Raw genomic sequence first — 24,631 nt, forward strand, 5'->3', positions numbered from 1 at the left:
CGAGCGACCACAACTGCTCACTCGGCCCCGGCAAGCGCCAGGGCGGGACTCAGGCCGGCTTCGTCGGGTCGGTCGGGCCGGGGGCGCCGGGCTCACCCGGGGCGGGCTCGGCGTCGGGGTCGACGTCGATGCCGGCCTCCGTGCGCTGGGCCGGGGTGATCGGGGTGGGGGCACCCGTCAGCGGGTCGTAGCCGGCGCCGGTCTTCGGGAAGGCGATGACCTCACGGATCGAGTCGACGCCGGCCAGCAGCGCCACGGTGCGGTCCCAGCCGATCGCTGCACCGGCGTGCGGCGGCGGGCCGTAGTCGAAGGCCTCCAGGAACCAGCCGAACTGCGCCCGGGCCTCCTCCTGGGTCATGCCCAGGGTCTGGAACACCCGCTCCTGCAGCGCGGCGTCGGCGATGCGGACCGAGCCGCTCATCAGCTCGTTGCCGTTGCAGACCAGGTCGTAGGCGTCGGACAGCGCCGCGCCCTTGTCCTCGGCGAACCGCTCCCGCCACTCCGGGGTGGGCGAGGTGAACGGGTGGTGCATGAAGGTCCAGTCGCCGTCCTCGGTCTCCTCGAACATCGGGAAGTCGACGACGAACAGGAACGACCACGACCCGGGCTCGATGAGCTCCAGTCGCTTGGCGATCTCGTTGCGCGCGGCCCCGAGCAGCTCCTGGGCACCGCGGCGGGGCCCGGCGGCGAAGAAGACGCAGTCCCCCGGCTCAGCCCCGACGGCCTCGACCAGGCCGGCCCGCTCGGACTCGGAGATGTTCTTCGAGACCGGGCCGCCGAGGGTGCCGTCCTCGGCGATGGTCACGTAGGCCAGGCCCTTGTGGCCGCGCGAGCGGGCCCAGTCCTGCCAGGCGTCGAAGGCCCGCCGCGGCTGCGAGCCGCCGCCGGGCATCACGATCGCGCCGACGTAGGGCGCCTGGAACACCCGGAACGGCGTGTCCGCGAAGTACGACGTCAGCTCGGTGAGCTCGATGCCGAAGCGCAGGTCGGGCTTGTCGGACCCGAACCGGTCCATCGCCTCGCGGTAGGTCATCCGCGGGATCTCCGGCACGGTGTAGGAGGCCAGCTCCTGCCACAGCGCCCGGATGACGTCCTCGGCGATGGCGAGCACGTCGTCCCGGTCGACGAAGCTCATCTCGAAGTCCAGCTGGGTGAACTCCGGCTGCCGGTCGGCGCGGAAGTCCTCGTCCCGGAAGCAGCGGGCGATCTGGTAGTACCGCTCAAGCCCACCGATCATCAGCAGCTGCTTGAACAGCTGCGGCGACTGCGGCAGGGCGTACCAGTGGCCCGGCTGCAACCGCACCGGGACGACGAAGTCCCGTGCCCCCTCGGGCGTGGACCGGGTCAGCGACGGCGTCTCCACCTCGGTGAACCCGTGACCGGCCATCACGCCGCGGGCGATCCGGTTGACCTCGCTGCGCAGCCGCAGCACCGAGGCCGGCCCCTGCCGGCGCAGGTCCAGGTAGCGGTGGGCGTACCGGACGTCGTCACCGGCGGCCTGGGCCGTCTCGATCGGGAACGGCAGCGGCGCGGACGCCGAGAGCACCTGCAGCGTGCTGGCGACGACCTCGATCTCCCCGGTGGGCAGGTCGGCGTTCTCGTTGCCGGCCGGACGCCGCTGGACGTCGCCGGTCACGAGCACGCAGTACTCGTTGCGCAGCGCGTGCGCCTCCTCCTCGCGGACGACGACCTGGGCGTAGCCCGAGGCGTCGCGCAGGTCGAGGAAGACGACCCCGCCGTGGTCGCGCCGGCGGGCGACCCAGCCGGCGAGGGTGACCGTGGAACCGGCGTCGGTCGCGCGGAGCGTGCCGGCGTCGTGGGTGCGGAGCAAGGTAGTGCCTCTCTCAGGGGGTGCGGACTCTCAACAGGTGCGGGACGGGGCGGCGGTCACCAGCGGTCGTGCACGTGGGCGCGGATGCGCTCGTCGTACACCCGCTCGAGGTCGGCGAGCTGGCCGGCGCTGAGCGACGGCAGCGAGGCGGCGGCGACGTTGCCCAGCGCCTGCTGCACGTTGCGCGCACCCGGGATGACGGTGGTGACACCGGGCTGGTCGATGACCCAGCGCAGCGCGAAGGCGGCGGTGGTGACGTCCGGGCCGGCGATCTCGGCGACCTCGCGGGCGGCGGCGACACCGACCTCGAAGGGCACCCCGGCGAAGGTCTCGCCGACGTCGAAGGCCTCACCGTTGCGGTTGAAGTTCCGGTGGTCGTCGGCGGCGAAGGTCGTGTCGGTGGAGTACTTGCCCGACAGCAGGCCGCTGGCCAGCGGCACCCGGGCGAGGATGCCGACCTCGGCGCGCTGGGCGGCGGGAAGCAGCTGCTCCAGCGGCTTGCGCCGGAAGACGTTGAGGATCACCTGGATCGACTGCACGCCGGGGTGCTGCAGCGCGGTCAGGCCCTCGGCGACGGTCTCGACCGAGACGCCGTAGGCGGCGATCGCCTGCTCCTCGACGAGCGCGTCGAGGGTCTCGTAGACCCGCTCGTCGGAGTAGACGGCCGGGGGCGGGCAGTGCAGCTGCACCAGGTCCAGGGTGTCGACGCCGAGGTTGCGCCGGCTCCGGTCGATCCAGGCCCGCAGGTTCTCCGGGGTGTAGGTCTCGGCGGCGAACGGGTCGGCGCGACGGCCGGCCTTGGTGGCCACGAAGGGGCGCTCGCCGCGGGCCGCCAGCGCCTTGCGGATGCGCTCCTCGGAGCGGCCGTCGCCGTAGACGTCGGCGGTGTCCAGCAGGGTGACGCCGGCGTCCAGCGCGGCGTCGAGGACCGCGGCGGCGTCGTCCTCGGACACGTTCCCCCAGTCACCGCCCAGCTGCCAGGTGCCGAGGCCGACGACGGAGACGTCGGCACCGGTCCGGCCCAGGGGGCGGGTCTCGAGCGGGGTGTTGGCGGACTCGGCGATGCCGTCGGTGACTGTCACGCACCCACCGTCGCACGCACCCGCTCGAACAGCTCGCCCAGGGGGACGGCGACCTGCTCGTGCGATCGCAGGTCGCGCAGCTGCGCGACCCCCTCGGCCAGGTCCCGGTCGCCGAGCACCACCGCGTGCGTGGCACCCGACCGGTCGGCGGCCTTCATCGCGCCCTTGAGCCCGCGGTCGCCGTAGACGGTGTCGGCAGAGACCCCGGCCTCCCGCAGCTGGCCGACCAGCTTCACCGCGAGCCGCTTGGCCTCCGCGCCGAGCGGGACGACGAACGCCTGCACGCCGGCCGACGTGGCGAGGTCCAGCCCCTCGGCCTGCACAGCCAGCAGCGTGCGGTCCACCCCGACGGCGTAGCCGATGCCGGAGAGGTCCGGCCCGCCGAGGGACTCCGACAGCCCGTCGTAGCGGCCGCCGCCGCCGATCGCCGACTGCGAGCCGAGCCCGGAGTGGACCAGCTCGAACGTCGTCTTCGTGTAGTAGTCCAGCCCGCGCACCAGCCGCGGGGCCTCGGTCCAGGCCACCCCGAGGTCGGTGAGGTGCTCGCGGACGGCGTCGTAGTGCGCCTTCGTGGAGTCCGAGAGGTGGTCGACCATCAGCGGGGCGTCGTCCAGCTGGGCCTGCACCTCGGGCCTCTTGTCGTCCAGCACCCGCAGCGGGTTGATCTCCGCCCGGCGCCGGGTGTCGGAGTCCAGGTCCAGCTTGGCCAGGAAGTCGACCAGCAGCTCGCGGTACTGCGGGCGGCAGGTGGCGTCGCCGAGCGAGGTCAGCTGCAGCTCGAAGTCGCGCAGGCCCAGGTCGCGGAACCCCTGCACCGCCAGCGCCACGACCTCGGCGTCCAGCGCCGGGTCGTCGACGCCGAGGGCCTCGCAGTCGACCTGGGTGAAGTGCCGGTAGCGGCCGGCCTGGGGGCGCTCGTAGCGGAACGCCGACCCGACCGCCCACAGCTTCACCGGCAGCGCACCGGAGTAGAGCCGGTGCTCGATGAACGACCGCATCAGCCCGGCGGTGAGCTCGGGTCGCAGCGTCAGCGACCGGCCACCGCGGTCGGTGAACGTGTACATCTCCTTCGAGACGACGTCGGTGGACTCCCCGACCCCGCGGGAGAAGACGGCGGTGTCCTCGAACGTCGGCGTCTCGATGTAGCCGTAACCCGCGCGCCGCAGCGGCGCGGTGAGGGTGTCGCGGACGGCGAGGAACTGCGCCGAGTCCGGGGGCAGCGTGTCGAACGTGCCCTTGGGAGCCCGCATGGGCTCGGTCATCAGAGTCCTCGTCCCTTCGGTGCACTCGCGGCTTCCGCGAGGTACGGGTTGGTGGCGCGCTCGCGCCCGATCGTGGTGGCCGGCCCGTGCCCGGGGAGGACGACGGTCTCGTCGTCCAGCGGCAGGACGACGTCGCGCAGCGAGCCGAGCATGTCCTCCCAGGACCCGCCGGGGAGGTCGACCCGGCCCACCGAGCCGGCGAACAGCACGTCGCCGGCGAGCAGTCCGGGGGCCTCGCCCAGGTCCAGGGAGAAGACCACCGAGCCGCGGGTGTGGCCTGGGGCGTGCCGCACGGTGAGGTCGACGCCGGCCAGCGAGATCGTCGCCCCGTCGGCGAGCGGCAGCACGTCGGCGGGATCGGGCAGCCGGACGCCGGTGATCAGCGGGGCGAGCTGTGGGCCGTGCCAGCGCGCCGGGTCCGACAGCATGCCGGCGTCCTCGGGGTGCAGGTAGGCGGGGATGTCGTAGCCGGAGCAGACCGGCAGCACGGAGAAAGTGTGGTCGAGGTGGCCGTGGGTGAGCACGACCGCGACCGGCTTGAGCCCGTCGTCGGCCAGCATCCGGGCCAGCGGCTCGACGGCGTCCATCCCCGGGTCGACGACGATGCACTCCTGCCCGGCCCCGGGGGCGACGGCGTAGCAGTTGGTGCCGAACGCGCCGGCGGGGAAGGAGCGGATGAGCACCCGTGCAGGTTACGCGGGCGACATCCGCCCAGCTGGCGCTGCCAGGGTCCGGACAGGGAACCCACCTACACTCCGCACTCGACACACGCCGTGGTGTGGGCGCGCGGCCCAGGTCGCGGCCGCCCCCGGCGCAGCGCAGAGCCCGAGGAGCCGAGAAGAGTGCCGACCAACAAGCAGCGTCGTGAGGCTGCGCAGCGACGGCTGCAGCGCCAGCTCGAGCGGCGCGAGGAGCTCGCCCAGAAGCGCCGGCGCAACACGCTGATCGGGGTGACCGTCCTCGCCGTCGTCGCCGTGGTCGCCGCGCTGTTCCTCATCACCGGCCTGGGCGACGACGAGGAGCCCGACACCGCGGCCGCCCCCGAGACCACCACCGCTGCCCCGGTGGTCGACGGCAGCGACGGGACCTGCGACTTCGTCCCGGACACCTCCGGCAGCGACACCCTCACCGACGTCGGCGTCCCGCCGGCCGAGGTGCCGACGACCGGCACCACGGGCCTGACGCTGGCCACCTCCGCCGGGGACATCGGGCTGACCCTGGACCAGGAGAACGCGCCCTGCGCCGCGGCGAGCATGGTCTACCTGGCGCAGCAGGGCTTCTTCGACGGGTCGCCCTGCCACCGGCTGACCAGCGGCGGGCTGAGCGTGCTGCAGTGCGGTGACCCCAGCGGCACCGGTACCGGCGGCCCGACCTACGACTTCCCGACCCAGGTGACCGGCGAGGAGACCTACCCGCGCGGCACGCTCGCGATGGCCAACGCCGGGCAGGGCACCGACGCCAGCCAGTTCTTCCTGGTCTACGCCGACAGCCAGCTGCAGCCGGACTACACCATCATCGGCACCGTCGACGAGGCCGGGCTGGCGACGCTGGACGCGATCGCGGCCGCCGGCATAGAGGGCGGCGCCACCGACGGTGCACCGGCCCAGCCGGTGACGATCGAGTCGGCCACCGTCCAGCAGTAGCGCACACGCACGTGGCGGGAAGGCCCGGTCTCCACCTGGAGGCCGGGCCCTCCTGCGTCCGCGGCCACACTGGGGCCATGGACGCCGACCCGTACGCGGGCTTCCCCCCGGGCTTCTTCGACCGCAGCGACGACGGCCCGGACGTGCACTTCTACGACCGGCCCCGGCTGGTGACCCACATCGACGAGGCGGCGGTCAGCGCGGTCGGGGACCTCTACGCCGAGCTGGGCATCGACGGGTCGGCGCCCCGGCCGACCCGCGTGCTGGACCTGATGTCCTCCTGGGTGTCGCACTTCCGCACCCCGCCGGCCGACCTGGTCGTGCTGGGCATGAACGCCGACGAGCTCGCGGCGAACCCCGCGGCCACCACGCGCCTGGTGCACGACCTGAACGCCGACCCGACCGTCCCGCTGCCCGACGACGACGTCGACGCGGCGGTGTGCTGCGTGTCGATCGACTACCTCACCCGGCCGGTCGAGGTGCTGGCCGAGCTGGGCCGGGTGCTGCGCCCGGGCGGGGTGCTGGCGGTGACCTTCTCCAACCGGTGCTTCCCCACCAAGGCCGTCCGCGGGTGGCTGGCCACCGACGACGAGCAGCACGGCGCCGTCATCTCCGAGCTGGTGCGCCGGAGCGGCCGCTTCACCGAGCCGACCATCCAGCTGCGTACCGCCCTGGGCGTCGGCGACCCCCTCTACGCCGTCGTCGCCGCCCGCCGCGGCTGACCGACCGTCGGCCCGGCCGTCAGCGGGACGGCGTGAGCCGCACGAGCCCGCGGTCGCCGGGCACGTGGTCGACGACGACGAACACCTCGAACCAGTCGGCGCGGCGTTCTCCTGCCTGCTCGGCGGCCCAGGCGAGCACCGACACCGCGGCCACGTCGGGGCCGGCGAGCTCGTACTCGTCGCAGACCCGCATGCTCATCGGGTCGGCCGAGCCGATCCAGAAGTGGACGCGGTACCGCGGCTGGTCGACCTCCCAGCGCACGTCCCGCGGGTCGACCCCCCGGACGTCCATCAGGCGGTGACGCGCTCCACGTCGAAGACGCCGTCGACGTTGCGGACCGTCTGCAGCACCGAGCCCAGGTGCGCCGGGTCGGCCAGCTCGAAGGTGAACCGGCTGATCGCCACCCGGTCCCGGCTGGTCTGCACCGAGGCGGAGAGGATGTTGACCCGCTCGTCGGCCAGCGCCCGGGTGACGTCGGAGAGCAGCCGGTGCCGGTCCAGCGCCTCGACCTGGATCGCGACCAGGAACACCGCCCCGGGCTGGGAGGCCCAGTCGACCTCGACCAGCCGCTCGGGCTTGGCCTGCAGGTCCGCGGCGTTGGTGCAGTCGGTGCGGTGCACGCTCACCCCGCCACCGCGGGTCACGAAGCCCAGGATGTCGTCGCCGGGCACCGGGGTGCAGCACTTGGCGAGCTTGGCCCACACGTCGGTCATGCCGTGCACGACGATCCCCGGGTCGCCGCTGGCGGTGCGGGCGACGGTGCGCTTGGTCGGGATCGCGGTCTCGGCGATGTCCTCGGCCGCGCCCTCGGAGCCGCCGAGTGCGGTGAGCAGCTTCTCCACCAGCGAGTGCGCGGAGACCTGGTTCTCCCCCACGGCGGCGTACAGCGCGCTGACGTCGGGGTAGTGCAGGTCGGCGGCGAGGGTGGCCAGCGACTCCCCGCCCAGCAGGCGCTGCAGCGGCAGGCCGGCCTTGCGCATCGCCTTGGTCAGCGCGTCCTTGCCGGCCTCGACGGCGTCCTCGCGACGCTCCTTGGTGAACCACTGGCGGATCTTGGTGCGGGCCCGCGAGCTGCCGACGAAGGACAGCCAGTCCTGTGAGGGAGCGGCGCTCGGCGAGCGGGAGGTGAAGACCTCCACGACGTCGCCGTTGGACAGCCGGCTGTCCAGGGAGACCAGGTTGCCGTTGACCCGGGCGCCGATGCACCGGTGACCGACCTCGGTGTGCACCGCGTAGGCGAAGTCGACCGGCGTCGACTCCCCCGGCAGGCTGATCACGTCGCCCTTGGGCGTGAAGACGAAGACCTCCTGCGGACCGAGGTCGTAGCGCAGTGTCTCCAGGAACTCGCCGGGCTCCTGCGCCTCGCGCTGCCAGTCGAGCAGCTGGCGCAGCCAGAGCATGTCGTCGCCCGGCGCACCCGGCGCCGGCGCCAGGTCGGCCTTGCCGCCGGCGGCGCGGGCCTTGTCCTTGTACTTCCAGTGCGCCGCGATCCCGTACTCCGCGGTGCGGTGCATGTCGTGCGTGCGGATCTGCAGCTCGACCGGCTTGCCCTGCGGACCGATGACCGTCGTGTGCAGCGACTGGTACATGTTGAACTTCGGCATCGCCACGAAGTCCTTGAAGCGGCCCGGCACCGGCTGCCAGTGCGCGTGCATGATGCCCAGCGCCGCGTACACGTCGCGGACGGACTCGACCAGGATCCGGATGCCGACCAGGTCCCAGATGTCGGTGAAGTCCCGGCCGCGGACGATCATCTTCTGGTAGATCGAGTAGTAGTGCTTGGGCCGGCCGGTGACGGCGGCCTCGATCTTGGCCGCCTTCAGCTGCTCGGTGACCGCCGAGGTGACCTCGGCCAGGTAGGTGTCCCGGGACGGCGCACGCTCGGCCACCAGGCGCACGATCTCGTCGTACCGCTTGGGGTACAGCGTGGCGAACGCGAGGTCCTCGAGCTCCCACTTGATCGTGTTCATGCCCAGCCGGTGGGCCAGCGGGGCGAGGATCTCCAGCGTCTCGCGCGCCTTCTTCTCCTGCTTCTCCGGCGGGAGGAAGCGCAGCGTGCGCATGTTGTGCAGCCGGTCGGCGAGCTTGATGACCAGCACCCGCGGGTCGCGGGACATCGCCACGATCATCTTGCGGATCGTCTCGGCCTGGGCGCCGTCGCCGAACTTGACCTTGTCGATCTTGGTGACGCCGTCGACCAGGTGCGCCACCTGGGGGCCGAAGTCGGCGGTGATCGACTCCAGCGTGGTGCCGGTGTCCTCGACCGTGTCGTGCAGCAGCGCGGCGACCAGCGTCGTCGTGTCCATCCCCAGCCCGGCCAGCACGGTGGCGACGGCGAGCGGATGGGTGATGTAGGGGTCGCCGCTCTTGCGCTTCTGCTCGGCGTGCGCCTCCTCGGCGACGTCGTAGGCCCGCTGCAGCAGGGCGAGGTCGGCCTTCGGGTGGCTCTGCCGGTGCAGCACCGACAGCGGCTCGAGCACCGGGCGGATGCCAGTGGAGCGCTGCCCGGCGACGATGCGCCGGGCCAGCCGGTCGCGGACCCGGCGGCGGGGCGCGGTCTCGGCCTCCCCGCCCGGCTCGGGGGCCACGTCGTCGGGACGACGGACGGCGGGCCGCTCGGGCAGCGCCACCCGGGGCGGCGCCTCCTCGACGGCAGGCGCGCCGGACGTCTGCGGTGCGACGACGTCAGAGGCCACGGGTGCTCCTGCACTGTTGAGGAGGTGGACCCTTCCCATGCTAGCCGCGCCCCGCCGGGTCTCGCGCCCTGCGCTCACCCGGGGTGGGGTGCTGTCGGGCTCAGACCCGCCAGAGCGCGTGCACCGGGTGCGGCGCGATGCGCTCCCGGCCGCCGAGCGCCATGAGCTCCACGACGACGGCGACCGCGGTCACCACCCCGCCGAGCTGCTCGACCAGGGCGATCGCGGCCTGCAACGTGCCCCCGGTGGCCAGCACGTCGTCGACGAGCAGCACCCGCTGACCGGGCGTGATCGAGTCGGTGTGCAGCTCCAGGGTCGCCGTCCCGTACTCCAGCGCGTACTCGGCCGAGACGACCTCGCGGGGCAGTTTGCCGGCCTTGCGCACCGGGAGGACGCCGGTCCCGGCGTCCAGGGCGACGGCCGCCGCGAGCAGGAACCCGCGCGCCTCGACGCCGGCGACGACGTCGAAGCCCGGCCCACCGTCGGCCCGGCCCAGCGCAGCCGCCCGCGGGTCGACGTCGGCGGGCTCGGTGAGCGCGTCGACGACCCGCCGGAACGCCCCGGCATCGGCGAAGACCGGGGTCAGGTCGCGGAACAGCACCCCAGGCGCGGGGAAGTCGGGCACGTCCACCGAGAAGGTGGCGATCAGCTCCTCGATCGGCAGCTCGCCGTCCCGGAGGGTGCTCATCGCCGCTTCCGGCCGGCCGGACGCTGTCCCGGCCGGGTCGGCCGCTGACCGGGCCGGGGCGTGGTCGTCCCGCCCCGGACGCCGGGCCGCACCGACGCCGGCGACTCGATCGGCACGTCCGCCGTCGGCTGTTCGGGTAGGGCCTCGTCCCGCTCGGCGAGCGCCACCGCGGACCGCCGGGTGGCCCCGCTCCCCCGCCGGGCCGTCGCCACGGGGGCATCGACCAGGGCGCCGCCCTGGCGGGTCTCGGCCGATCGGCGGGCGAGCACCCGCCGGCGCAGCGCCTGCTGCTCGGGCCGGCGCTCCTCCAGCTCGGCGAGGACCGGGGTGGCCAGGAAGATCGAGCTGTACGTGCCGGCGGCCAGGCCGACGAAGAGCACCAGGGCGAGGTCCTTCAGCGTGCCCGCCCCGAGCAGCCCGGCGCCGACGAACAGCAGCCCGGCCACCGGCAGCAGCGCGATGACCGAGGTGTTGATCGAGCGCATCAGCGTCTGGTTGACCGCCAGGTTCGCGGCCTCGCCGTAGGTCGACCGGGCGTTCTTCTCCAGGTCCTTGGTGTTCTCGTCGACCTTGTCGAACACCACGACGGTGTCGTACAGCGAGAAGCCCAGGATGGTGAGCAATCCGATGACCGTCGACGGCGAGACCTCGAACCCGACCAGCGCGTAGATGCCGGCGGTGACGACGATGTCGTGCAGCAGCGCGACGATGGCGGCGATCGCCATCGTCGGCCGGAACCGCACGGCGAGGAAGGCGACCACCGCGACCAGGAAGACGGCGAGCGCGATGAGCGCCTGGTTGGTGACGTCGCCGCCCCAGTCCGCGCTCACCGACTGCTGGCTGACCTGGGACTGGTCGACGCCGGCGGCGTCGGCGACCGCGGCCACGACGGCGGTCTCGGTCTCCTCGTCCAGGGCGCTGGTGCGCAGCAGCACGGAGTCACCGCCGACCACCTGGGCGCTGGACACCTGGGCCCCGGCGTCCTCGGCGGCCTGCCGGACGTCACCGAGCTCCGCGCTGGTGGCCGCCACCCGCACGCTGTTGCCGCCGGCGAACTCGATCCCGAAGTTGAACCCGCGGAAGACCATGGCCGCGACGCACAGCAGCATCACGACGGCGGTCACCCGGAACCAGAAGCGCCGCCGGCCGACCACGTCCAGACCGGCCTCGCCGTTGTAGAGGCGGTGGGCCAGCGACGCCCGCGGCCGTCCCGGGGTCGCGGGCGGGGTCGTCCCCTCGGCCGGGAGCCCGGCGTCGGCGAGCGCCTGGTCGCCGGTGCTGTCCCCGGCCGCCTCGTCGCGCACCTCGGCGTCGTCGACCTCCTCGTCCGCCGTCGCGTCCACCCGCTCGTCCGCCGTCGCGTCCACCCGCTCGTCGGCCGGGACGGCCACCCGCTCGTCGGCCGGGACGGCCGGCGCCTCGTCGGCGCCCTGCGCCGGGACGCCGGCGGCGGTCGCGCCGGTGTGCGCCGGCATCGGCGCCTCCTCCGGGGTGAGACCGTCGGGGACGGCGCCGTCGGGGACGGCCCGGTCGCGGGGGGTCATCGGTTGCTCCCGTTCGTGCTGCTGCCGGTGGCGGCGCCGACCAGCTCGCGGTCGCCCCGCGGCGGCCCGGCGGGGCGTCGGCTGTGGTCGACCTGGCCGAGCCCGGAGAAGCGGTTGCTCCCGAAGCCCTTGACCCGGCTGAGCACCGCCATGAGCGGATGGGTGAAGAGGAAGACGACGATCAGGTCGAGCACCGTGGACAGGCCGAGGGTGAACGCGAAGCCCTTCACGTCGCCGATGGCCAGCCAGTAGAGGATGGCGGCGGCGAGGAAGCTCACCGCGTCGGCGGACAGGATCGTCCGGCGGGCCCGCACCCAGGCACGTGGCGTGGCACTGCGCAGGCTGCGCCCCTCGCGCACCTCGTCCTTGAGCCGTTCGAAGTAGACGACGAACGAGTCGGCGGTGATGCCGATCGACACGATGAACCCGGCGATCCCGGCGAGGCTCAGCGCCAAGCCGATCTCCCGGCTGAGCAGCACCAGGCAGGCGTAGATCACGACGGCCGACAGCACCAGGCTGGCGATCATGACCAGGCCGAGCAGTCGGTAGTAGAGCAGCGCGTAGACGAACACCAGCGCGACGCCGATCGCACCGGCGATGAGCCCGGCGCGTAACTGCTCGCTGCCCAGCTCGGTGGTGATGGACTGCGCCGTCGCCTCGCTGAACGTCAGCGGCAGGGCGCCGTACCGCAGCTGGTTGGCCAGCTCGGTGGCGGCAGCCTGGTCGAAGCTGCCGGTGATCTGGGTGGTGCCCCCGGCGATGGCCGAGTTGATCGTCGGCGCCGACACGACCCGTCCGTCCAGCGTGATCGCCACGTTGTTGCCGACGTTGGCGGTCGTGTACTCCGCCCACGCGGCGGAGCCCGCCGACGTGAAGTCCAGGTTGACGACCCACTCGCCGGTGCCCACCTCGGTACCGGACGTGGCGTCGGCGACGTCGGTGCCCTCGATGACGGCCGGACCGAGCAGGAACTTGGCGGTCCCGTCGTCGGAACAGGCGGCGATGAAGGAGTCGGGCTGGTCGATCTCGGTGGTCGTGGTGTCGCAGGTGAGCGTCGCGTACTCGGCGATCGCCTCCTCCTGGGTCACGGCCGGTGCGTCCGGGTCGGCGACGGCCGGCTCGGTGGCGGCGGGGTCCGTGGCGGCCGGGTCGGCCGCCGGGTCGGTCGACTCGGGGTCGGTCGCCGGGTCGGTCGCCGCCGGGTCGGTGGCCGCGGGGTCCGTGGCCGCCGGGTCGGTCGCCTCGGGGTCGGCCGCGGCCGCCGGCTCGGGACCGCCGAGGACCGGCCGGAAGCGCAGCTGCGCGGTGGCGCCCAGCTCCCGGGCCCGCTCGCCGTCGTCGCCCGGCACGGAGATGACGATGTTGCTGTCGCCCTCGGTGACGACCTCGGCCTCGGCCACGCCCAGGCCGTTGACCCGCTGCTCGATGATCTGGCGGGCGAGCTCGAGGTCCTCCTGGTCCGGGGCCTGGCCGTCCGGCGTGCGGGCGGCGAGGGTCACCGTCGTCCCGCCCTGCAGGTCGAGTCCGAGCTGGGGGGTGCGCTGGTCGCCGGTCAGGAAGACCAGGGCGTACAGCCCCGCGACGATCGCGAGGAACGCCGCGAAGTAGCGGCGGGCGGGGAGCTGGCGGGCGGCCATGCGTCGACCCGGCTCAGCGGGTGCGGTCGGTGGGGTCGCCGTCGCCGTCGATGGTGCCGGTCGCCCCCTGGGGCGGGACGGCGCCGGACGCCGGCTGGCGGACCTCCATGACCGCTGGGCGGGCCACGGTGATGACGACGCCCGGGGCGACCTCCAGGCCGACGGTGCCCTCACCGAGCGAGGCGACGGTGCCGTGGATCCCGCTGGTCAGCATGACCGGGGTGCCCACGGTCAGCGAGGCCTGCAGCGCCTCCGCCTTCGCCTGCATCTTCTTGCGCTGCCGGGCGGGCAGCACGATCAGCAGGGCGAACGCCAGGACGAGCAGGATCAAGGGGAAGAACTGTTCCACGACGGGTGAGCCTCTCTACCGCAGCGAGTCGCGCGGTGGGTGCGGCCCGGGATCGGGCCGCTCGGGTACATCGGCGCCGGCGCACGCCCACCTGCGCAGGGAGTGGCTCCGGGGCGGGGCGCCCCGGCCGCAGCCGGGTTGCGCGCCAGCGCGGAGGAGTCTAGGCGTCGAACAGGGTCTGTGACGACGCCCCGTCCGACGGCGGGTCGGCTGCGCCCCCGCCGAGTGAGACGCCACCGCGGGGCACCGGGTGGCCCAGGTGCCGGAAGGCCGCCTCGGTGGCGACCCGGCCGCGGGGCGTGCGCGCGAGCAGCCCGGCGCGCACCAGGAAGGGCTCGCAGACCTCCTCGACGGTGTGCGGCTCCTCCCCCACGGCGACCGCGAGGGTGGCCACCCCGACCGGGCCGCCACCGAACTTGGTCACCAGCGCGTCGAGCACCGACCGGTCCAGCCGGTCCAGACCCAGGTCGTCGACGTCGTAGAGCGCCAGCGCGGCCCGGGCCACCTCGAGCGTGACCCGCCCGTCGGCGCGCACCTCGGCGAAGTCGCGCACCCGGCGCAGCAACCGGTTGGCGATCCGCGGGGTGCCGCGGGACCGCCCGGCGATCTCCAGCGACCCCTCCGGGGACAGCTCGACCCCGAGCAGGTCGGCACTGCGGGCCAGCACCCGCTGCAGGTCGGCGACCTCGTAGAACTCCATCTGCCCGACGAAGCCGAACCGGTCGCGCAGCGGGCCGGTGAGCAGCCCGGCCCGGGTGGTGGCCCCGACCAGGGTGAACGGGTGGATCTCCAGCGGGATGGCCGTGGCGCCCGGCCCCTTGCCGACGACGACGTCGACCCGGAAGTCCTCCATCGCCATGTAGAGCAGTTCCTCGGCCGGCCGGGCGATGCGGTGGATCTCGTCGATGAACAGCACGTCACCGGGGCTGAGGTTGGACAGCATCGCGGCCAGGTCACCGGAGCGTTCGATCGCCGGCCCACTGGTGATCTTCACCGCGGTGCCGAGCTCGGAGCCGATGATCAGGGCCAGGCTGGTCTTGCCCAGCCCGGGCGGACCGGAGAGCAGCACGTGGTCCGGCGGCCGGCCACGGCGCTTCGCGCCCTCCAGCACCAGGTCCAGCTGGCGAGCGACCTTCGGCTGGCCGATGAAGTCGGTCAGCGAGTGCGGGCGCAGCGCGGTCTCGACGACCCGCTCCTCGTCGCCGGCCCTGGGGTCGACGGGGTCGTCTGGGAACCGCCCCGGCCCGGCGTCGGCGGCGGACAGCCCGCGGTCGAACGGGCTGCTCACGACCGCCCCAGGATCTGCAGCGCCTGGCGGAGGAGGACCGCGACCTGGACGCCGCCGGCCAGCTGCTGCTCCTCGGCCACCGGCTCGAGGGCGGTGAGCGCCGTCTCCGCCTCCCGGCTCGTCCAGCCCAGCCCGACCAGGGCCGCGGTGAGCTGGTCGCGCCACGGGGCCACCGGGGTGACCGCGCCGAGACCGGCCGCCGGCGGGCCGTCCAGCGAGGTGTCCGAGGCGGTCGTGCCCAGCCGGTCGCGGAGCTCCAGGACCAGCCGCTCGGCGCCCTTCTTGCCGATCCCGGGCACCTGCATCAGCGCCTTGAGGTCGCCCATGGACACCGCGCGGCGCACCTCGCGGGGTGGGTGGATCGCCAGCACCGCCTGGGCGAGCCGCGGGCCCACGCCGTTGGCGGTCTGGAGCAGTTCGAACAGCTGCCGCTCGTCGTCGTCGGCGAAGCCGTAGAGGGTCAGCGAGTCCTCGCGGACCACCAGGCTGGTCGACAGCCGGGCCTGCTCCCCCACCGCCAGCCGGGCGATCGTGCCGGGGGTGCACTGCACGGACAGGCCCACACCGCCGACCTCGACGACGGCGCCATCGGGCGAGACCGCGGCGACCCGGCCGTTCACCGAGGCGATCATCGCGCCGACACCCCCGTCCAGCGGGGCAGGGTCGCCGGGCGGACCGGCGCGCCGATGCCGCCGGCCAGCGCCGCGACCCGCAGTCGCTGCTGCGCCGGCCCGCGCCAGACGTGGCAGACGGCCAGGGCCAGGGCGTCGGCGGCGTCGGCGGGCTTGGGAGCGGTGGCGAGCCCCAGGACACGGGTGACCATCAGGGTGACCTGGTCCTTGTCCGCCCGGCCGTTGCCGGAGATGGCGGCCTTGACCTCGCTCGGCGTGTGCCAGGCGACCGGCACGTCGGCCTGCGCCGCGGCCAGCGCGGCGACACCCGCGGCCTGCGCGGTGCCGGTCGCCGTCCCCTTGTTGTTCTGGGTGAACACCCGCTCGATCGCGACCGCGGTCGGCCGGTGCTCACGGAGCAGTGCGGTCACGGCGGTGTGCACCTCCAGCAGACGCAGTTCCAGGTCGAGGTCGGGCGAGGTGCGGACGACGCCGACCCCCAGGGCCACCGGTCGGGCACCGGGGCGCCCCTCGACCACGCCCCACCCGCACCGGGTGAGCCCCGGGTCGATGCCGAGCACCCGCATGAGGACCTCCACCAGCCGACGCGAACACGTGTTCGAACCACGCTAACCGCCGAGGTCCACTGGTCCCCCACCGACACGCCACGCGACGTCACGGAGCGGCCCCGCTGCAGGGTCCCGCGCTGAGCTCGCGAAGCGTGGGGGGCAGCGGGGTCCTTCTGCTAGGCGTCGATGGACTCCATGACCTCGTCGGAGACGTCGTAGTTCGCGTACACGTTCTGCACGTCGTCGAGGTCCTCGAGGGCGTCGATGAGCCGGAAGACCTTGCCCGCACCGTCGGCGTCCAGCTCGACCTGCACGCTGGGCAGGAAGCCCATGTCGGCGGAGTCGTAGTCGATGCCGGCGTCCTGCAGGGCGGTGCGCACGGCGACCAGGTCGGTGGGCTCGCAGACCACCTCGAAGGTGTCGCCCAGGTCGCGGACCTCCTCCGCGCCGGCGTCGAGCACAGCCATCAGCACGTCGTCCTCGGTGGTACCGGTCGCGGGGACCACGACGACGCCCTTGCGGGAGAAGAGGTAGGAGACCGAGCCGGGATCGGCCATGTTCCCCCCGTTGCGGGTCATCGCGGTGCGCACCTCCATGGCCGACCGGTTCTTGTTGTCGGTGAGGCACTCGATCAGCACGGCGACGCCGCCGGCGGCATAGCCCTCGTAGGTGATGCCCTGGTAGTCGACCCCACCGGCCTCGAGGCCACCGCCGCGCTTGACCGCGCGGTCGATGTTGTCGTTGGGCACCGAGCTCTTCTTCGCCTTCTGGACGGCGTCGTAGAGCGTCGGGTTGCCCGACAGGTCAGCGCCACCGGTGCGCGCGGCGACCTCGATGTTCTTGATCAACTTGGCGAAGAGCTTGCCGCGCTTGGCATCGATGCCGGCCTTCTTGTGCTTGGTCGTCGCCCACTTGGAATGCCCGCTCACGACGTTCTCCCCTCACTGCCCGCGTCCGCTCCGGCGCCGGCACTGCTCGCATGGTCTCGTGCCCTCATCGCCGTCGCCTCCCGCACCAGCTCCACGAACAGCGCGTGCACCCGGCTGTCGCCGGTCAGCTCGGGGTGGAAGCTGGTGGCCACCAGCCGGCCCTGACGGACGGCGACGATCTTACCGTCGGCCGGTCCGCCCTCCACCCGGCCGAGCACCTCGACGTCCGGCCCGGCCGCCTCGACCCACGGCGCGCGGATGAACACGGCGTGCACCGGCGGCCCCGGGACCCCGGCCAGCTGCACCGCCGCCTCGAAGGAGTCGACCTGCCGGCCGAAGGCGTTGCGGCGCACCGTCACGTCCAGCCCGCCGATGGTCAGCTGGTCGGCCGGGGCGTCGAGCACCGTGTCGGCCAGCATGATCATCCCGGCGCACGACCCGTAGGCGGGCAACCCGGCGCGGACGGCGTCCCGCAGCGGCTGCAGCATCCCGAACCGCTCGGCGAGCTTGCCCATCGTGGTCGACTCCCCGCCGGGCACGACCAGCCCGTCGACCTCGGCCAGCTCGGCGGGCCGGCGGACCGGCCGGGCCTCGGCACCGGCTGCCCGGAGCGCGGCCAGGTGCTCGCGCACGTCACCCTGCAGCGCGAGCACCCCGATCGTCGGCGGGGTCACCAGCCGCGCTTGGCGTACTGCTCGCTCTCCGGCAGCGTGCTCACGTTGATGCCGACCATGGCCTCACCGAGCCCGCGGGAGACCTTGGCGATCACGGACGGGTCGTCGAAGAAGGTGGTGGCCTGCACGATCGCGGCTGCGCGCTGGGCCGGGTCACCGGACTTGAAGATGCCCGAGCCGACGAAGACGCCCTGGGCGCCCAGCTGCATCATCATCGCCGCGTCCGCCGGGGTGGCGATGCCGCCGGCGGTGAACAGGACGACGGGGAGCGCGCCGGTGCGGGCGACCTCGGCCACCAGGTCGTACGGGGCCCGCAGCTCCTTCGCGGCGACGAACAGCTCGGTCTCGTCCAGCGTCGCCAGCCGCTTGATGCCGGCCCGGATCGCCCGCATGTGCCGGGTGGCCTCGACCACGTTGCCGGTGCCGGCCTCGCCCTTGGAGCGGATCATCGCCGCGCCCTCGGAGATCCGCCGCAGCGCCTCCCCCAGGTCGGTGGCGCCGCAGACGAAGGGCACGGTGAACGCGCTCTTGACGATGTGGTGGGCCTCGTCGGCCGGGGTGAGCACCTCGGACTCGTCGACGTAGTCGACGCCGAGCGCCTGCAGCACCTGGGCCTCGACGAAGTGGCCGATCCGGGCCTTGGCCATCACCGGGATGGAGACCGCGCCGATGATCCCCTCGATCATGTCGGGGTCGCTCATCCGGGCGATGCCGCCCTCGACGCGGATGTCGGCGGGCACCCGCTCCAGGGCCATCACCGCGACCGCGCCGGCGTCCTCGGCGATCTTGGCCTGCTCGGGGGTGACGACGTCCATGATGACGCCGCCCTTCAGCTGCTCGGCCATCCCGCGCTTGACGCGCTCGGTGCCGGTGCCGGTGGGCTCGCTGTGGTTCAAGGACATGCTGCTGCCTCGCAGGTCGTCGGGCCGGGGACCGGCGGGAGGGGACGTCCCAGCGTACGGCGGGTCAGCCGGCGGACCGCGCGGCGCCGGAACCGGGGCCGGTGAGCACCGCGTCGAGGCCGTCGTCGATGTCGAAGTACCGGGGCAGCGGCCGGTCGGCGTGCAGCCGCAGCACCCGGGCCAGCCGGCCCCGGCGCAACGTCCGGGTGTCCCGGACGGCGTCGTTGTAGAACCGCCGGGCCAGCCCCACCCGCATGCCGGCGTCCTGCAGCTCCGGGGTCAGCACCCCGGTGGGGACCCGGCGGAGCCGCCGGCCCAGCAGGTTCTCGGCGGCCTCCCGGTCCCCGGCCGACGGCGCCCGGGCCCCGGCCGCTGCGGTCGCCAGGGCGGCGGCGAGCTCGGGACCGAGGTCCTCGGCGTGCTCCCGGGCCAGCGCCGCGGCCAGCTCGGCCCGCCGCAGCAGACCGGCGTCGAGCACCTCCCGCGCGCGGCGGACCCGCCCGGCCAGCCGACGCAACCGGGTGAGCGTCCAGCCGGCCCAGCCGAGCACCAGGACCACCAGGAGACCGGCGGCGAGGAGCAGCCAGGTCGCGGTGGTCATGGGGTCCGAGGCTAGCGGCGCGCCCGCCTGCGGAAGGGCCCCGACGGCCCGAGTCCGCCGGTGGCGTCCGGCACGTTCCCCAGCAGCGCGTCGTCGTCGGCGGCGGAGGCGGTGACCCCGGTGCCACCCGGCGGGGCGACGGTCTCGTAGACGGCGAGGATCCGCTGGGCGACCACCGCCCAGTCGTAGTCGGCCACGGCCCGCCGGCCGGCCGCCTGCAGCTCGGCCCGTCGGGCCGGATCGGCCAGCAGGCCACCGAGCGCCGTGGCCAGCGCGGCGGCGTCCCCGCGCTTGACCAGCACACCGGCGGTGCCGTCCTCCAGGACCCGGGCGAAGGCGTCCAGGTCGCTGGCGACCACCGGTGCGCCGGCCCCCATCGCCTCCAGCAGGATCACGCCGAAGGACTCCCCCAGCAGGTTCGGCGCGCAGTAGACGTCGACCGAGCGGAGGAAGGCCGCCTTGGCCGACTCGTCCAGCTCCCCGAGCACCGTGACGTGCGGACGCAGGTCGTCGGCCACCAGCTCGTCCAGCTCGTCGGGATCGCCGCGGCCGGCGATGAGCAGGCGGGCCCGCGGGTGCTCGGCGACCACCGTCCGCATCGCCTCCAGCAACACGGGCAGGCCCTTGCGCGGCTCGTCGTAGCGGCCGAGGAAGCCGATCGTCGGCGCCTCGGTGCCCCGCGCGTGGCCGGGCAGCGTCGGCCCGTCGGCGAAGGCCGCCACGTGCACCCCGTTCGGGATGACCACCGCGTCCCCGCCCAGGTGCTCCACCTGGACGCGACGGGCGAAGTCGGAGACCGCGATCCGCCCGCTGATCCGCTCCAGCCACGGGCGGGCCACCGGACCCAGCGCGGCCAGCACCTTGGACCGGGTGGTCGCCGCGTGGAAGGTGGCCACGATCGGGCCGTCGGCGATCACGCAGACGAGCAGGGAGAGCGAGACCGACGCCGGCTCGTGCACGTGGACGACGTCGAAGTCCCCCTCCCGCAACCAGCGCCGGGCCCGGGACGCCGCGACCGGACCGAAGGAGACGCTCGCCATCGAGCCGTTGTACGGGACCGGCACCGCCCGGCCGGCCCAGGTGACGTGCTCGGCCGGCAGGTTCTCCTCGTGCTCGGCGGGGGTGAGGACCTCCACGGAGTGGCCGAGGGCGCGCAGCGTCTCGGCCAGGTCGCGCACGTGGTACTGGACGCCGCCGGGGACGTCCCACGAGTAGGGGCAGACCAGCCCGATCCGCATCAGCCCACCTCCGCCGGCGGCGCGGACACGGCCGGGAGGGCGGGCGCGCGCCCCTCGGGGCCCACCTCGGGCCAGACCCGGCCGAGCACGTGCCAGTCCTCGGGGCGCTCGGCGATGGTCGTGGCGAAGGCGTCGGCGACCTGCTGGGTCGCCCAGGTCACCCGGTCCCGCAGCCGACCCGGCCCGGCCAGCGGGACCGGCGGGTGGACGACGAACTGCCACCCCGTGCCGTCGAACTGGCAGACGGCGGGCAGCAGGGAGGCCCCGGTCTGGGCCGCGACCAGCGCCGGGCCCCCGGGCATCGTCGTCCGGCGGCCGAAGAAGGTGACCGGCACACCGCTGCCGGAGAGGTCGCGGTCCATCAGCAGGCACGCGGTCCCGCCGTCGGCCAGCCACTCCCGCAGCACCGTCGAGCTGGGGCGCTCGCCGCCGGTGAGCGGCACGACCCGCATGCCCAGCCGTTCCCGGAACGCGACGAACCGGCGGTACAGCGACTCCGGCCGCAGCCGCTCGGCGACGGTCAGGAAGGGGCCGCCGAGCCAGGCGATGAGCCACACCCCGGCGGCGTCCCAGTTCCCGCTGTGCGGCAGGGCCAGGACGATGCCGCGGCCCTCCGCGCGGGCCCGCTCCAGGTGCTCCCGGCCGCGCATCGCCGAGCCGGCGAGGATCCGCTCGGTGGAGAGCGTCGGCAGGCGGAAGGCCTCCTGCCAGTACCGGGCGTAGGACTGCATCGCCCGCCGGGTGAGGGCGTCGAGCGCGGCGTCGTCGAGGCCGCCGCCGGTGACGGCGTCCATATTCGCCCGCAGCTGCCGGGCGCCCCGCCCGCCGCGGCGCACGGCGAGCGCACCCCCCGCGGCGGAGCCGGCCCGGGCCACCGGCTCGGGCAGCAGCCGGACGACCCGCCAGCCGGCTGCGTACCCGGCGTCGGTGAGCCGGGCGAGCAGGTCGGCGCGGCGGCTCACGGCGTGGGGCGCCCGGACGCCTCGTCGGGCGAGGACGTCGGCAGCTGCAGGCCGCGGGACTCCCGGCGGACCGCCGCGAAGCGCTGCGCGACCGTCACCGCGCTGCCGGCCAGCAGCACCCAGAGGGCGACGTGGACCGCGTACGGGATGCCCAGGCCGGTGAACCCGGTGCCGACCAGCACCAGGATCAGCCGCTCGGTGCGCTCGACGACGCCGACGTCGGCCGACAGCCCGACGCCCTCGGCGCGGGCCTTGACGTAGGAGGTGAGCACCCCGAGCACCAGGCACAGCAGGGCGAGCAGCACCAGCAGCCGGTTGTCCCCCGCCCCGGAGTACCACCAGACCAGCCCGCCGAAGATGGCGGCGTCGGCGGCCCGGTCGCCGGTGGAGTCCAGCACCGCGCCGAACACCGAACCGCCGCCGCGGGCCCGGGCCAGGGCGCCGTCGAGCATGTCCAGCAGCACGAAGACGGTGACGGCCAGCGCGCCCCAGAAGAGCTGGCCGTTCCCGATCAGGAAGACCGCGGAGACCACCGCGCCGAGGGTGCCGGTGAGGGTGACCGCGTCGGCGGTGACCCCGGCCCGGACCAGGCCGCGCACCACCGGCGCCCAGAACCGGGCGACGGCCGGCCGCAGGTTGACGCCGAGCACTCAGGCCACCGTCGGGTGCGGCGCGGGACCGGTCGGCTGACCCGCGTCCGGCCAGGCACCGGCCAGCAGGGCGCGCGTCTCGGCGAGCACCTGGGGCAGCACCCGGGTCAGCCCGATCACCGGCATGAAGTTGGTGTCCCCGCCCCAGCGCGGCACGGCGTGCTGGTGCAGGTGGTCGGCGATCCCGGCGCCGGCGACCGACCCCTGGTTCATGCCGACGTTGAAGCCGTGCGCGCCGCTGACCGACCGCACCACGCGCATCGCCGTCTGGGTGAAGGCGCCGAGCTCCGCGACCTCGGCGATGGTCAGGTCGGTGTAGTCGGGGACGTGCCGGTACGGCACGACCATCAGGTGGCCGGCGTTGTACGGGTAGAGGTTGAGGACGGCGAACACCGTCTCGCCCCGGGCCACGATCAGCCCGTCCTCGTCCGACATCGCCGGGATCAGGCAGAACGGGCAGTCGTGGTCGCCGCTCGGCTTGTTCTCCCCGCGGATGTAGGCCATCCGGTAGGGCGTCCACAGGTGCTCGAAGCCGGACGTCGGTCCGTCGTCGTCGTTGCGCACCGGGACCCGGTACGCAGCCGCCCCCTCGCTCACGTCCCCGCCCATGTCCTCGCTCATCCGGCCACCATCGGGGTCTCCGCGGTCGGGTCGGTGTTGTGCCGCCCCTCGACCCAGGCGGCGACCTGGGCCACCGCCTCGGCGACCGGGACGCCGTTGCGCTGCGAGCCGTCCCGGTACCGGAAGGAGACCGCCCCGGCCTCGGCGTCGGTGGCCCCGGCGATCAGCACGAAGGGCACCTTCTGCTTGCTGGCGGTGCGGATCTTCTTCTGCATCCGGTCGTCGGAGTCGTCGACCTCCACCCGGATGCCGCGCTGACGCAGCTGCAGGGCGACGTCGGTCAGGTACGGCACCTGCTCGTCGGTGATCGGGATGCCGACCACCTGGACCGGGGACAACCAGGCCGGGAAGGCGCCGGCGTAGTGCTCGGTGAGCACCCCGAAGAACCGCTCGATGGACCCGAACAACGCCCGGTGCAGCATCACCGGCCGCTGCCGGGACCCGTCGGCGGCGGTGTACTCCAGGCCGAAGCGCTCCGGCAGGTTGAAGTCCACCTGGATGGTCGACATCTGCCAGGTGCGCCCGATCGCGTCCCTGGCCTGGACGGAGATCTTCGGGCCGTAGAACGCGGCGCCACCCGGGTCGGGGAACAGCTCCAGCCCGGAGTCCACCGCGGCCTGCCGGAGCGCCTCGGTGGCGCGCTCCCAGCCCTCGTCGGTGCCCACCGACTTCTCCGGGTTCCGGGTGGACAGCTCCAGGTAGAAGTCGCTCAACCCGTAGTCCGACAGCAGCCCCAGCACGAAGTCGAGCAGCCCACGGAGCTCCGCGGCCATCTGCTCGGGGGTGCAGTAGATGTGCGCGTCGTCCTGGGTGAACCCGCGGGCGCGGGTGAGCCCGTGGACGACGCCGGACTTCTCGTAGCGGTAGACGGTGCCGAACTCGAACAGCCGGAGCGGGAGCTCGCGGTAGGAGCGGCCGCGGGAGTCGAACACCAGGTTGTGCATCGGGCAGTTCATCGGCTTGAGGTAGTAGTCCTGCCCCTGCCGCCGGACGTTGCCGTCGCTGTCCCGCTCCTCGTCCAGCTGCATCGCCGGGTACATGCCCTCGGCGTACCAGTCCAGGTGGCCGGAGGTCTCGAACAGCTGCCCCTTGGTGATGTGCGGGGTGTTGACGAAGGAGTAGCCGGCCTCCTCGTGGCGACGCTGGCTGTACTTCTCCAGCTCCCGCCGGATGATCCCGCCCTTGGGGTGGAAGACCGCCAGACCGGAGCCGACCTCGTCCGGGAAGCTGAACAGGTCCAGCTCCGAGCCCAGCCGGCGGTGATCGCGGCGCTCGGCCTCGGCGACCTGCTCCAGGTACGCCTTGTGCGCGTCCTTGCTCTCCCACGCGGTGCCGTAGACCCGCTGCAGCTGCGGGTTCTTCTCACTCCCCCGCCAGTACGCGGCGGCGCTGCGGGTGAGGGAGAACGCCGGGATGGTGGAGGTGCGGGGCAGGTGCGGGCCACGGCACAGGTCGGTCCACAGCCGGTCGCCGGTGCGCGGGTCGAGGTTGTCGTACATGGTCAGCTGCGCGCCGCCCACCTCGACGTCGGCACCCTCGGCGACCTCCTCGCCGGCCCCGTCCTGGCCGGCACCGCCCTTGAGCCCGATGAGCTCGAGCTTGTACGGCTCGTGCGCCAACTCGGCCCGGGCCTCGTCGTCGCCGATCTCCCGGCGGCTGAAGTTCTGCCCCTGCTTCACGATCGCCTGCATGCGCTTCTCCAGCGCCTGCAGGTCCTCCGGGGTGAACGGGCGCTCGGGGTCGAAGTCGTAGTAGAACCCGTTCTCCACCGGCGGGCCGATGCCCAGCCGGGTGCCCGGGAACAGGTCCTGCACGGCCTGGGCCAGCACGTGGGCGGTCGAGTGCCGGATCACCGCCCGACCGTCGGCGCTGGCGGCGGGCACCGGCTCGACCTCGGCCTCGGCGTCCGGGACCCAGCCGAGGTCCTTGAGGTCGCCGGAGGCCAGCTCGCGGACGACGACCGCGCCGTCCGGGCCCTTCAGCGGCACCCCGGCGTCCTTGAGCGCCTGCAGGGCCGTCGTCCCGGCCGGCACCCGGATCGCAGCGGCGGCGGTGGGCGAGGGCGGGCTGGACACGAGAGCTCCCGGGGGTCAGGCACGGTCCCGGCCGGTCGGCCGGGCCTGTCGAGACT

At 73.9% G+C, this 24,631-nt stretch carries 24 protein-coding genes; 2 read left to right on the plus strand and 22 right to left on the minus strand.

Annotated elements, in window-relative coordinates; translation table 11 throughout:
• Positions 1 to 49 precede the first annotated feature (49 nt).
• The 4 genes from aspS to O2W15_RS15575 are packed head-to-tail and all read right to left on the minus strand — an operon-like array spanning position 50 to position 4,858.
• Positions 50 to 1,831, minus strand: coding sequence for an aspartate--tRNA ligase (aspS, locus tag O2W15_RS15560; protein ID WP_269180039.1), 1,782 nt, complete (start codon positions 1,829 to 1,831; stop codon positions 50 to 52).
• A gap of 56 nt (positions 1,832 to 1,887) precedes the next feature.
• On the minus strand, positions 1,888 to 2,913 hold the full coding sequence (locus O2W15_RS15565; RefSeq protein WP_269180040.1) for an aldo/keto reductase: 1,026 nt from the start codon (positions 2,911 to 2,913) through the stop codon (positions 1,888 to 1,890).
• Entirely contained in the window at positions 2,910 to 4,175 is a 1,266-nt protein-coding gene (gene hisS, locus O2W15_RS15570; protein WP_269180041.1) for a histidine--tRNA ligase, read from the minus strand. The genes O2W15_RS15565 and hisS overlap by 4 nt, the downstream gene beginning before the upstream one ends.
• On the minus strand, positions 4,175 to 4,858 hold the full coding sequence (locus O2W15_RS15575; RefSeq protein WP_269162278.1) for an MBL fold metallo-hydrolase: 684 nt from the start codon (positions 4,856 to 4,858) through the stop codon (positions 4,175 to 4,177). Before O2W15_RS15575 ends, hisS begins: the two co-directional genes overlap by 1 nt.
• A gap of 159 nt (positions 4,859 to 5,017) precedes the next feature.
• Between O2W15_RS15575 and O2W15_RS15580 the strand changes: the two genes are divergently transcribed.
• Both O2W15_RS15580 and O2W15_RS15585 read left to right on the plus strand, forming a co-directional pair.
• On the plus strand, positions 5,018 to 5,818 hold the full coding sequence (locus O2W15_RS15580; RefSeq protein WP_269180042.1) for a peptidylprolyl isomerase: 801 nt from the start codon (positions 5,018 to 5,020) through the stop codon (positions 5,816 to 5,818).
• Positions 5,819 to 5,895: 77 nt separating this feature from the next.
• On the plus strand, positions 5,896 to 6,540 hold the full coding sequence (locus O2W15_RS15585) for a methyltransferase domain-containing protein (protein WP_269180043.1): 645 nt from the start codon (positions 5,896 to 5,898) through the stop codon (positions 6,538 to 6,540).
• Positions 6,541 to 6,559: 19 nt separating this feature from the next.
• Here O2W15_RS15585 and O2W15_RS15590 read toward each other — a convergent pair whose 3' ends face one another.
• The 18 genes from O2W15_RS15590 to thrS all read right to left on the minus strand — a co-directional run bounded on the left by O2W15_RS15590 (position 6,560) and on the right by thrS (position 24,575).
• Positions 6,560 to 6,832, minus strand: coding sequence for a hypothetical protein (locus tag O2W15_RS15590; protein ID WP_269180044.1), 273 nt, complete (start codon positions 6,830 to 6,832; stop codon positions 6,560 to 6,562).
• Positions 6,832 to 9,237 (minus strand): RelA/SpoT family protein, encoded by a 2,406-nt coding sequence (locus O2W15_RS15595; RefSeq protein WP_269162274.1) that lies wholly within the window; start codon positions 9,235 to 9,237, stop codon positions 6,832 to 6,834. Before O2W15_RS15595 ends, O2W15_RS15590 begins: the two co-directional genes overlap by 1 nt.
• Positions 9,238 to 9,337: 100 nt before the next feature.
• Positions 9,338 to 9,925 (minus strand): adenine phosphoribosyltransferase, encoded by a 588-nt coding sequence (locus O2W15_RS15600; protein WP_331253785.1) that lies wholly within the window; start codon positions 9,923 to 9,925, stop codon positions 9,338 to 9,340.
• Entirely contained in the window at positions 9,922 to 11,469 is a 1,548-nt protein-coding gene (gene secF, locus O2W15_RS15605; RefSeq protein ID WP_269180045.1) for a protein translocase subunit SecF, read from the minus strand. Before secF ends, O2W15_RS15600 begins: the two co-directional genes overlap by 4 nt.
• Positions 11,466 to 13,106: a protein translocase subunit SecD gene (secD, locus tag O2W15_RS15610; RefSeq protein ID WP_269180046.1), complete on the minus strand. Its 1,641-nt coding sequence runs from the start codon at positions 13,104 to 13,106 to the stop codon at positions 11,466 to 11,468. Before secD ends, secF begins: the two co-directional genes overlap by 4 nt.
• Before the next feature lie 13 nt (positions 13,107 to 13,119).
• Complete coding sequence (yajC, locus tag O2W15_RS15615) at positions 13,120 to 13,455, minus strand: preprotein translocase subunit YajC (protein WP_269162271.1); 336 nt, start codon at positions 13,453 to 13,455, stop codon at positions 13,120 to 13,122.
• Positions 13,456 to 13,615: 160 nt separating this feature from the next.
• Positions 13,616 to 14,743, minus strand: coding sequence for a Holliday junction branch migration DNA helicase RuvB (ruvB, locus tag O2W15_RS15620; RefSeq protein WP_331253874.1), 1,128 nt, complete (start codon positions 14,741 to 14,743; stop codon positions 13,616 to 13,618).
• Positions 14,740 to 15,375 carry a Holliday junction branch migration protein RuvA gene (ruvA, locus tag O2W15_RS15625; RefSeq protein ID WP_164700382.1) on the minus strand — a complete coding sequence of 212 codons (636 nt, stop codon included), beginning with the start codon at positions 15,373 to 15,375 and terminating at the stop codon, positions 14,740 to 14,742. The genes ruvB and ruvA overlap by 4 nt, the downstream gene beginning before the upstream one ends.
• Positions 15,372 to 15,953, minus strand: a complete 582-nt coding sequence (gene ruvC, locus O2W15_RS15630) for a crossover junction endodeoxyribonuclease RuvC (protein ID WP_231558013.1) — start codon at positions 15,951 to 15,953, stop codon at positions 15,372 to 15,374. The genes ruvA and ruvC overlap by 4 nt, the downstream gene beginning before the upstream one ends.
• A gap of 146 nt (positions 15,954 to 16,099) precedes the next feature.
• Positions 16,100 to 16,852, minus strand: a complete 753-nt coding sequence (locus tag O2W15_RS15635; RefSeq protein ID WP_269156890.1) for a YebC/PmpR family DNA-binding transcriptional regulator — start codon at positions 16,850 to 16,852, stop codon at positions 16,100 to 16,102.
• A complete protein-coding gene (pdxT, locus tag O2W15_RS15640; RefSeq protein ID WP_269180047.1) occupies positions 16,849 to 17,526 on the minus strand; it encodes a pyridoxal 5'-phosphate synthase glutaminase subunit PdxT in 678 nt (225 codons plus the stop codon). The genes O2W15_RS15635 and pdxT overlap by 4 nt, the downstream gene beginning before the upstream one ends.
• The gene (gene pdxS / locus O2W15_RS15645) at positions 17,523 to 18,428 is read right to left on the minus strand and encodes a pyridoxal 5'-phosphate synthase lyase subunit PdxS (RefSeq protein ID WP_269180048.1); all 906 of its coding nucleotides are present in this window, start codon (positions 18,426 to 18,428) and stop codon (positions 17,523 to 17,525) included. Before pdxS ends, pdxT begins: the two co-directional genes overlap by 4 nt.
• A gap of 64 nt (positions 18,429 to 18,492) precedes the next feature.
• Positions 18,493 to 19,029 (minus strand): hypothetical protein, encoded by a 537-nt coding sequence (locus O2W15_RS15650; RefSeq protein ID WP_269166780.1) that lies wholly within the window; start codon positions 19,027 to 19,029, stop codon positions 18,493 to 18,495.
• Positions 19,030 to 19,040: 11 nt separating this feature from the next.
• A complete protein-coding gene (locus O2W15_RS15655) occupies positions 19,041 to 20,267 on the minus strand; it encodes a glycosyltransferase family 4 protein (protein WP_269180049.1) in 1,227 nt (408 codons plus the stop codon).
• A complete protein-coding gene (locus O2W15_RS15660; protein WP_269180050.1) occupies positions 20,267 to 21,229 on the minus strand; it encodes a phosphatidylinositol mannoside acyltransferase in 963 nt (320 codons plus the stop codon). The genes O2W15_RS15655 and O2W15_RS15660 overlap by 1 nt, the downstream gene beginning before the upstream one ends.
• The gene (pgsA, locus tag O2W15_RS15665) at positions 21,226 to 21,879 is read right to left on the minus strand and encodes a phosphatidylinositol phosphate synthase (RefSeq protein WP_036334223.1); all 654 of its coding nucleotides are present in this window, start codon (positions 21,877 to 21,879) and stop codon (positions 21,226 to 21,228) included. Before pgsA ends, O2W15_RS15660 begins: the two co-directional genes overlap by 4 nt.
• Positions 21,880 to 22,500: an HIT family protein gene (locus O2W15_RS15670; protein WP_269180051.1), complete on the minus strand. Its 621-nt coding sequence runs from the start codon at positions 22,498 to 22,500 to the stop codon at positions 21,880 to 21,882.
• Positions 22,497 to 24,575, minus strand: coding sequence for a threonine--tRNA ligase (gene thrS, locus O2W15_RS15675; protein ID WP_269180052.1), 2,079 nt, complete (start codon positions 24,573 to 24,575; stop codon positions 22,497 to 22,499). The genes O2W15_RS15670 and thrS overlap by 4 nt, the downstream gene beginning before the upstream one ends.
• Positions 24,576 to 24,631 lie beyond the last annotated feature (56 nt).

Origin of the sequence: Modestobacter sp. VKM Ac-2979 (genome assembly GCF_026967995.1) — a bacterium.
Classification (GTDB): domain Bacteria; phylum Actinomycetota; class Actinomycetes; order Mycobacteriales; family Geodermatophilaceae; genus Modestobacter.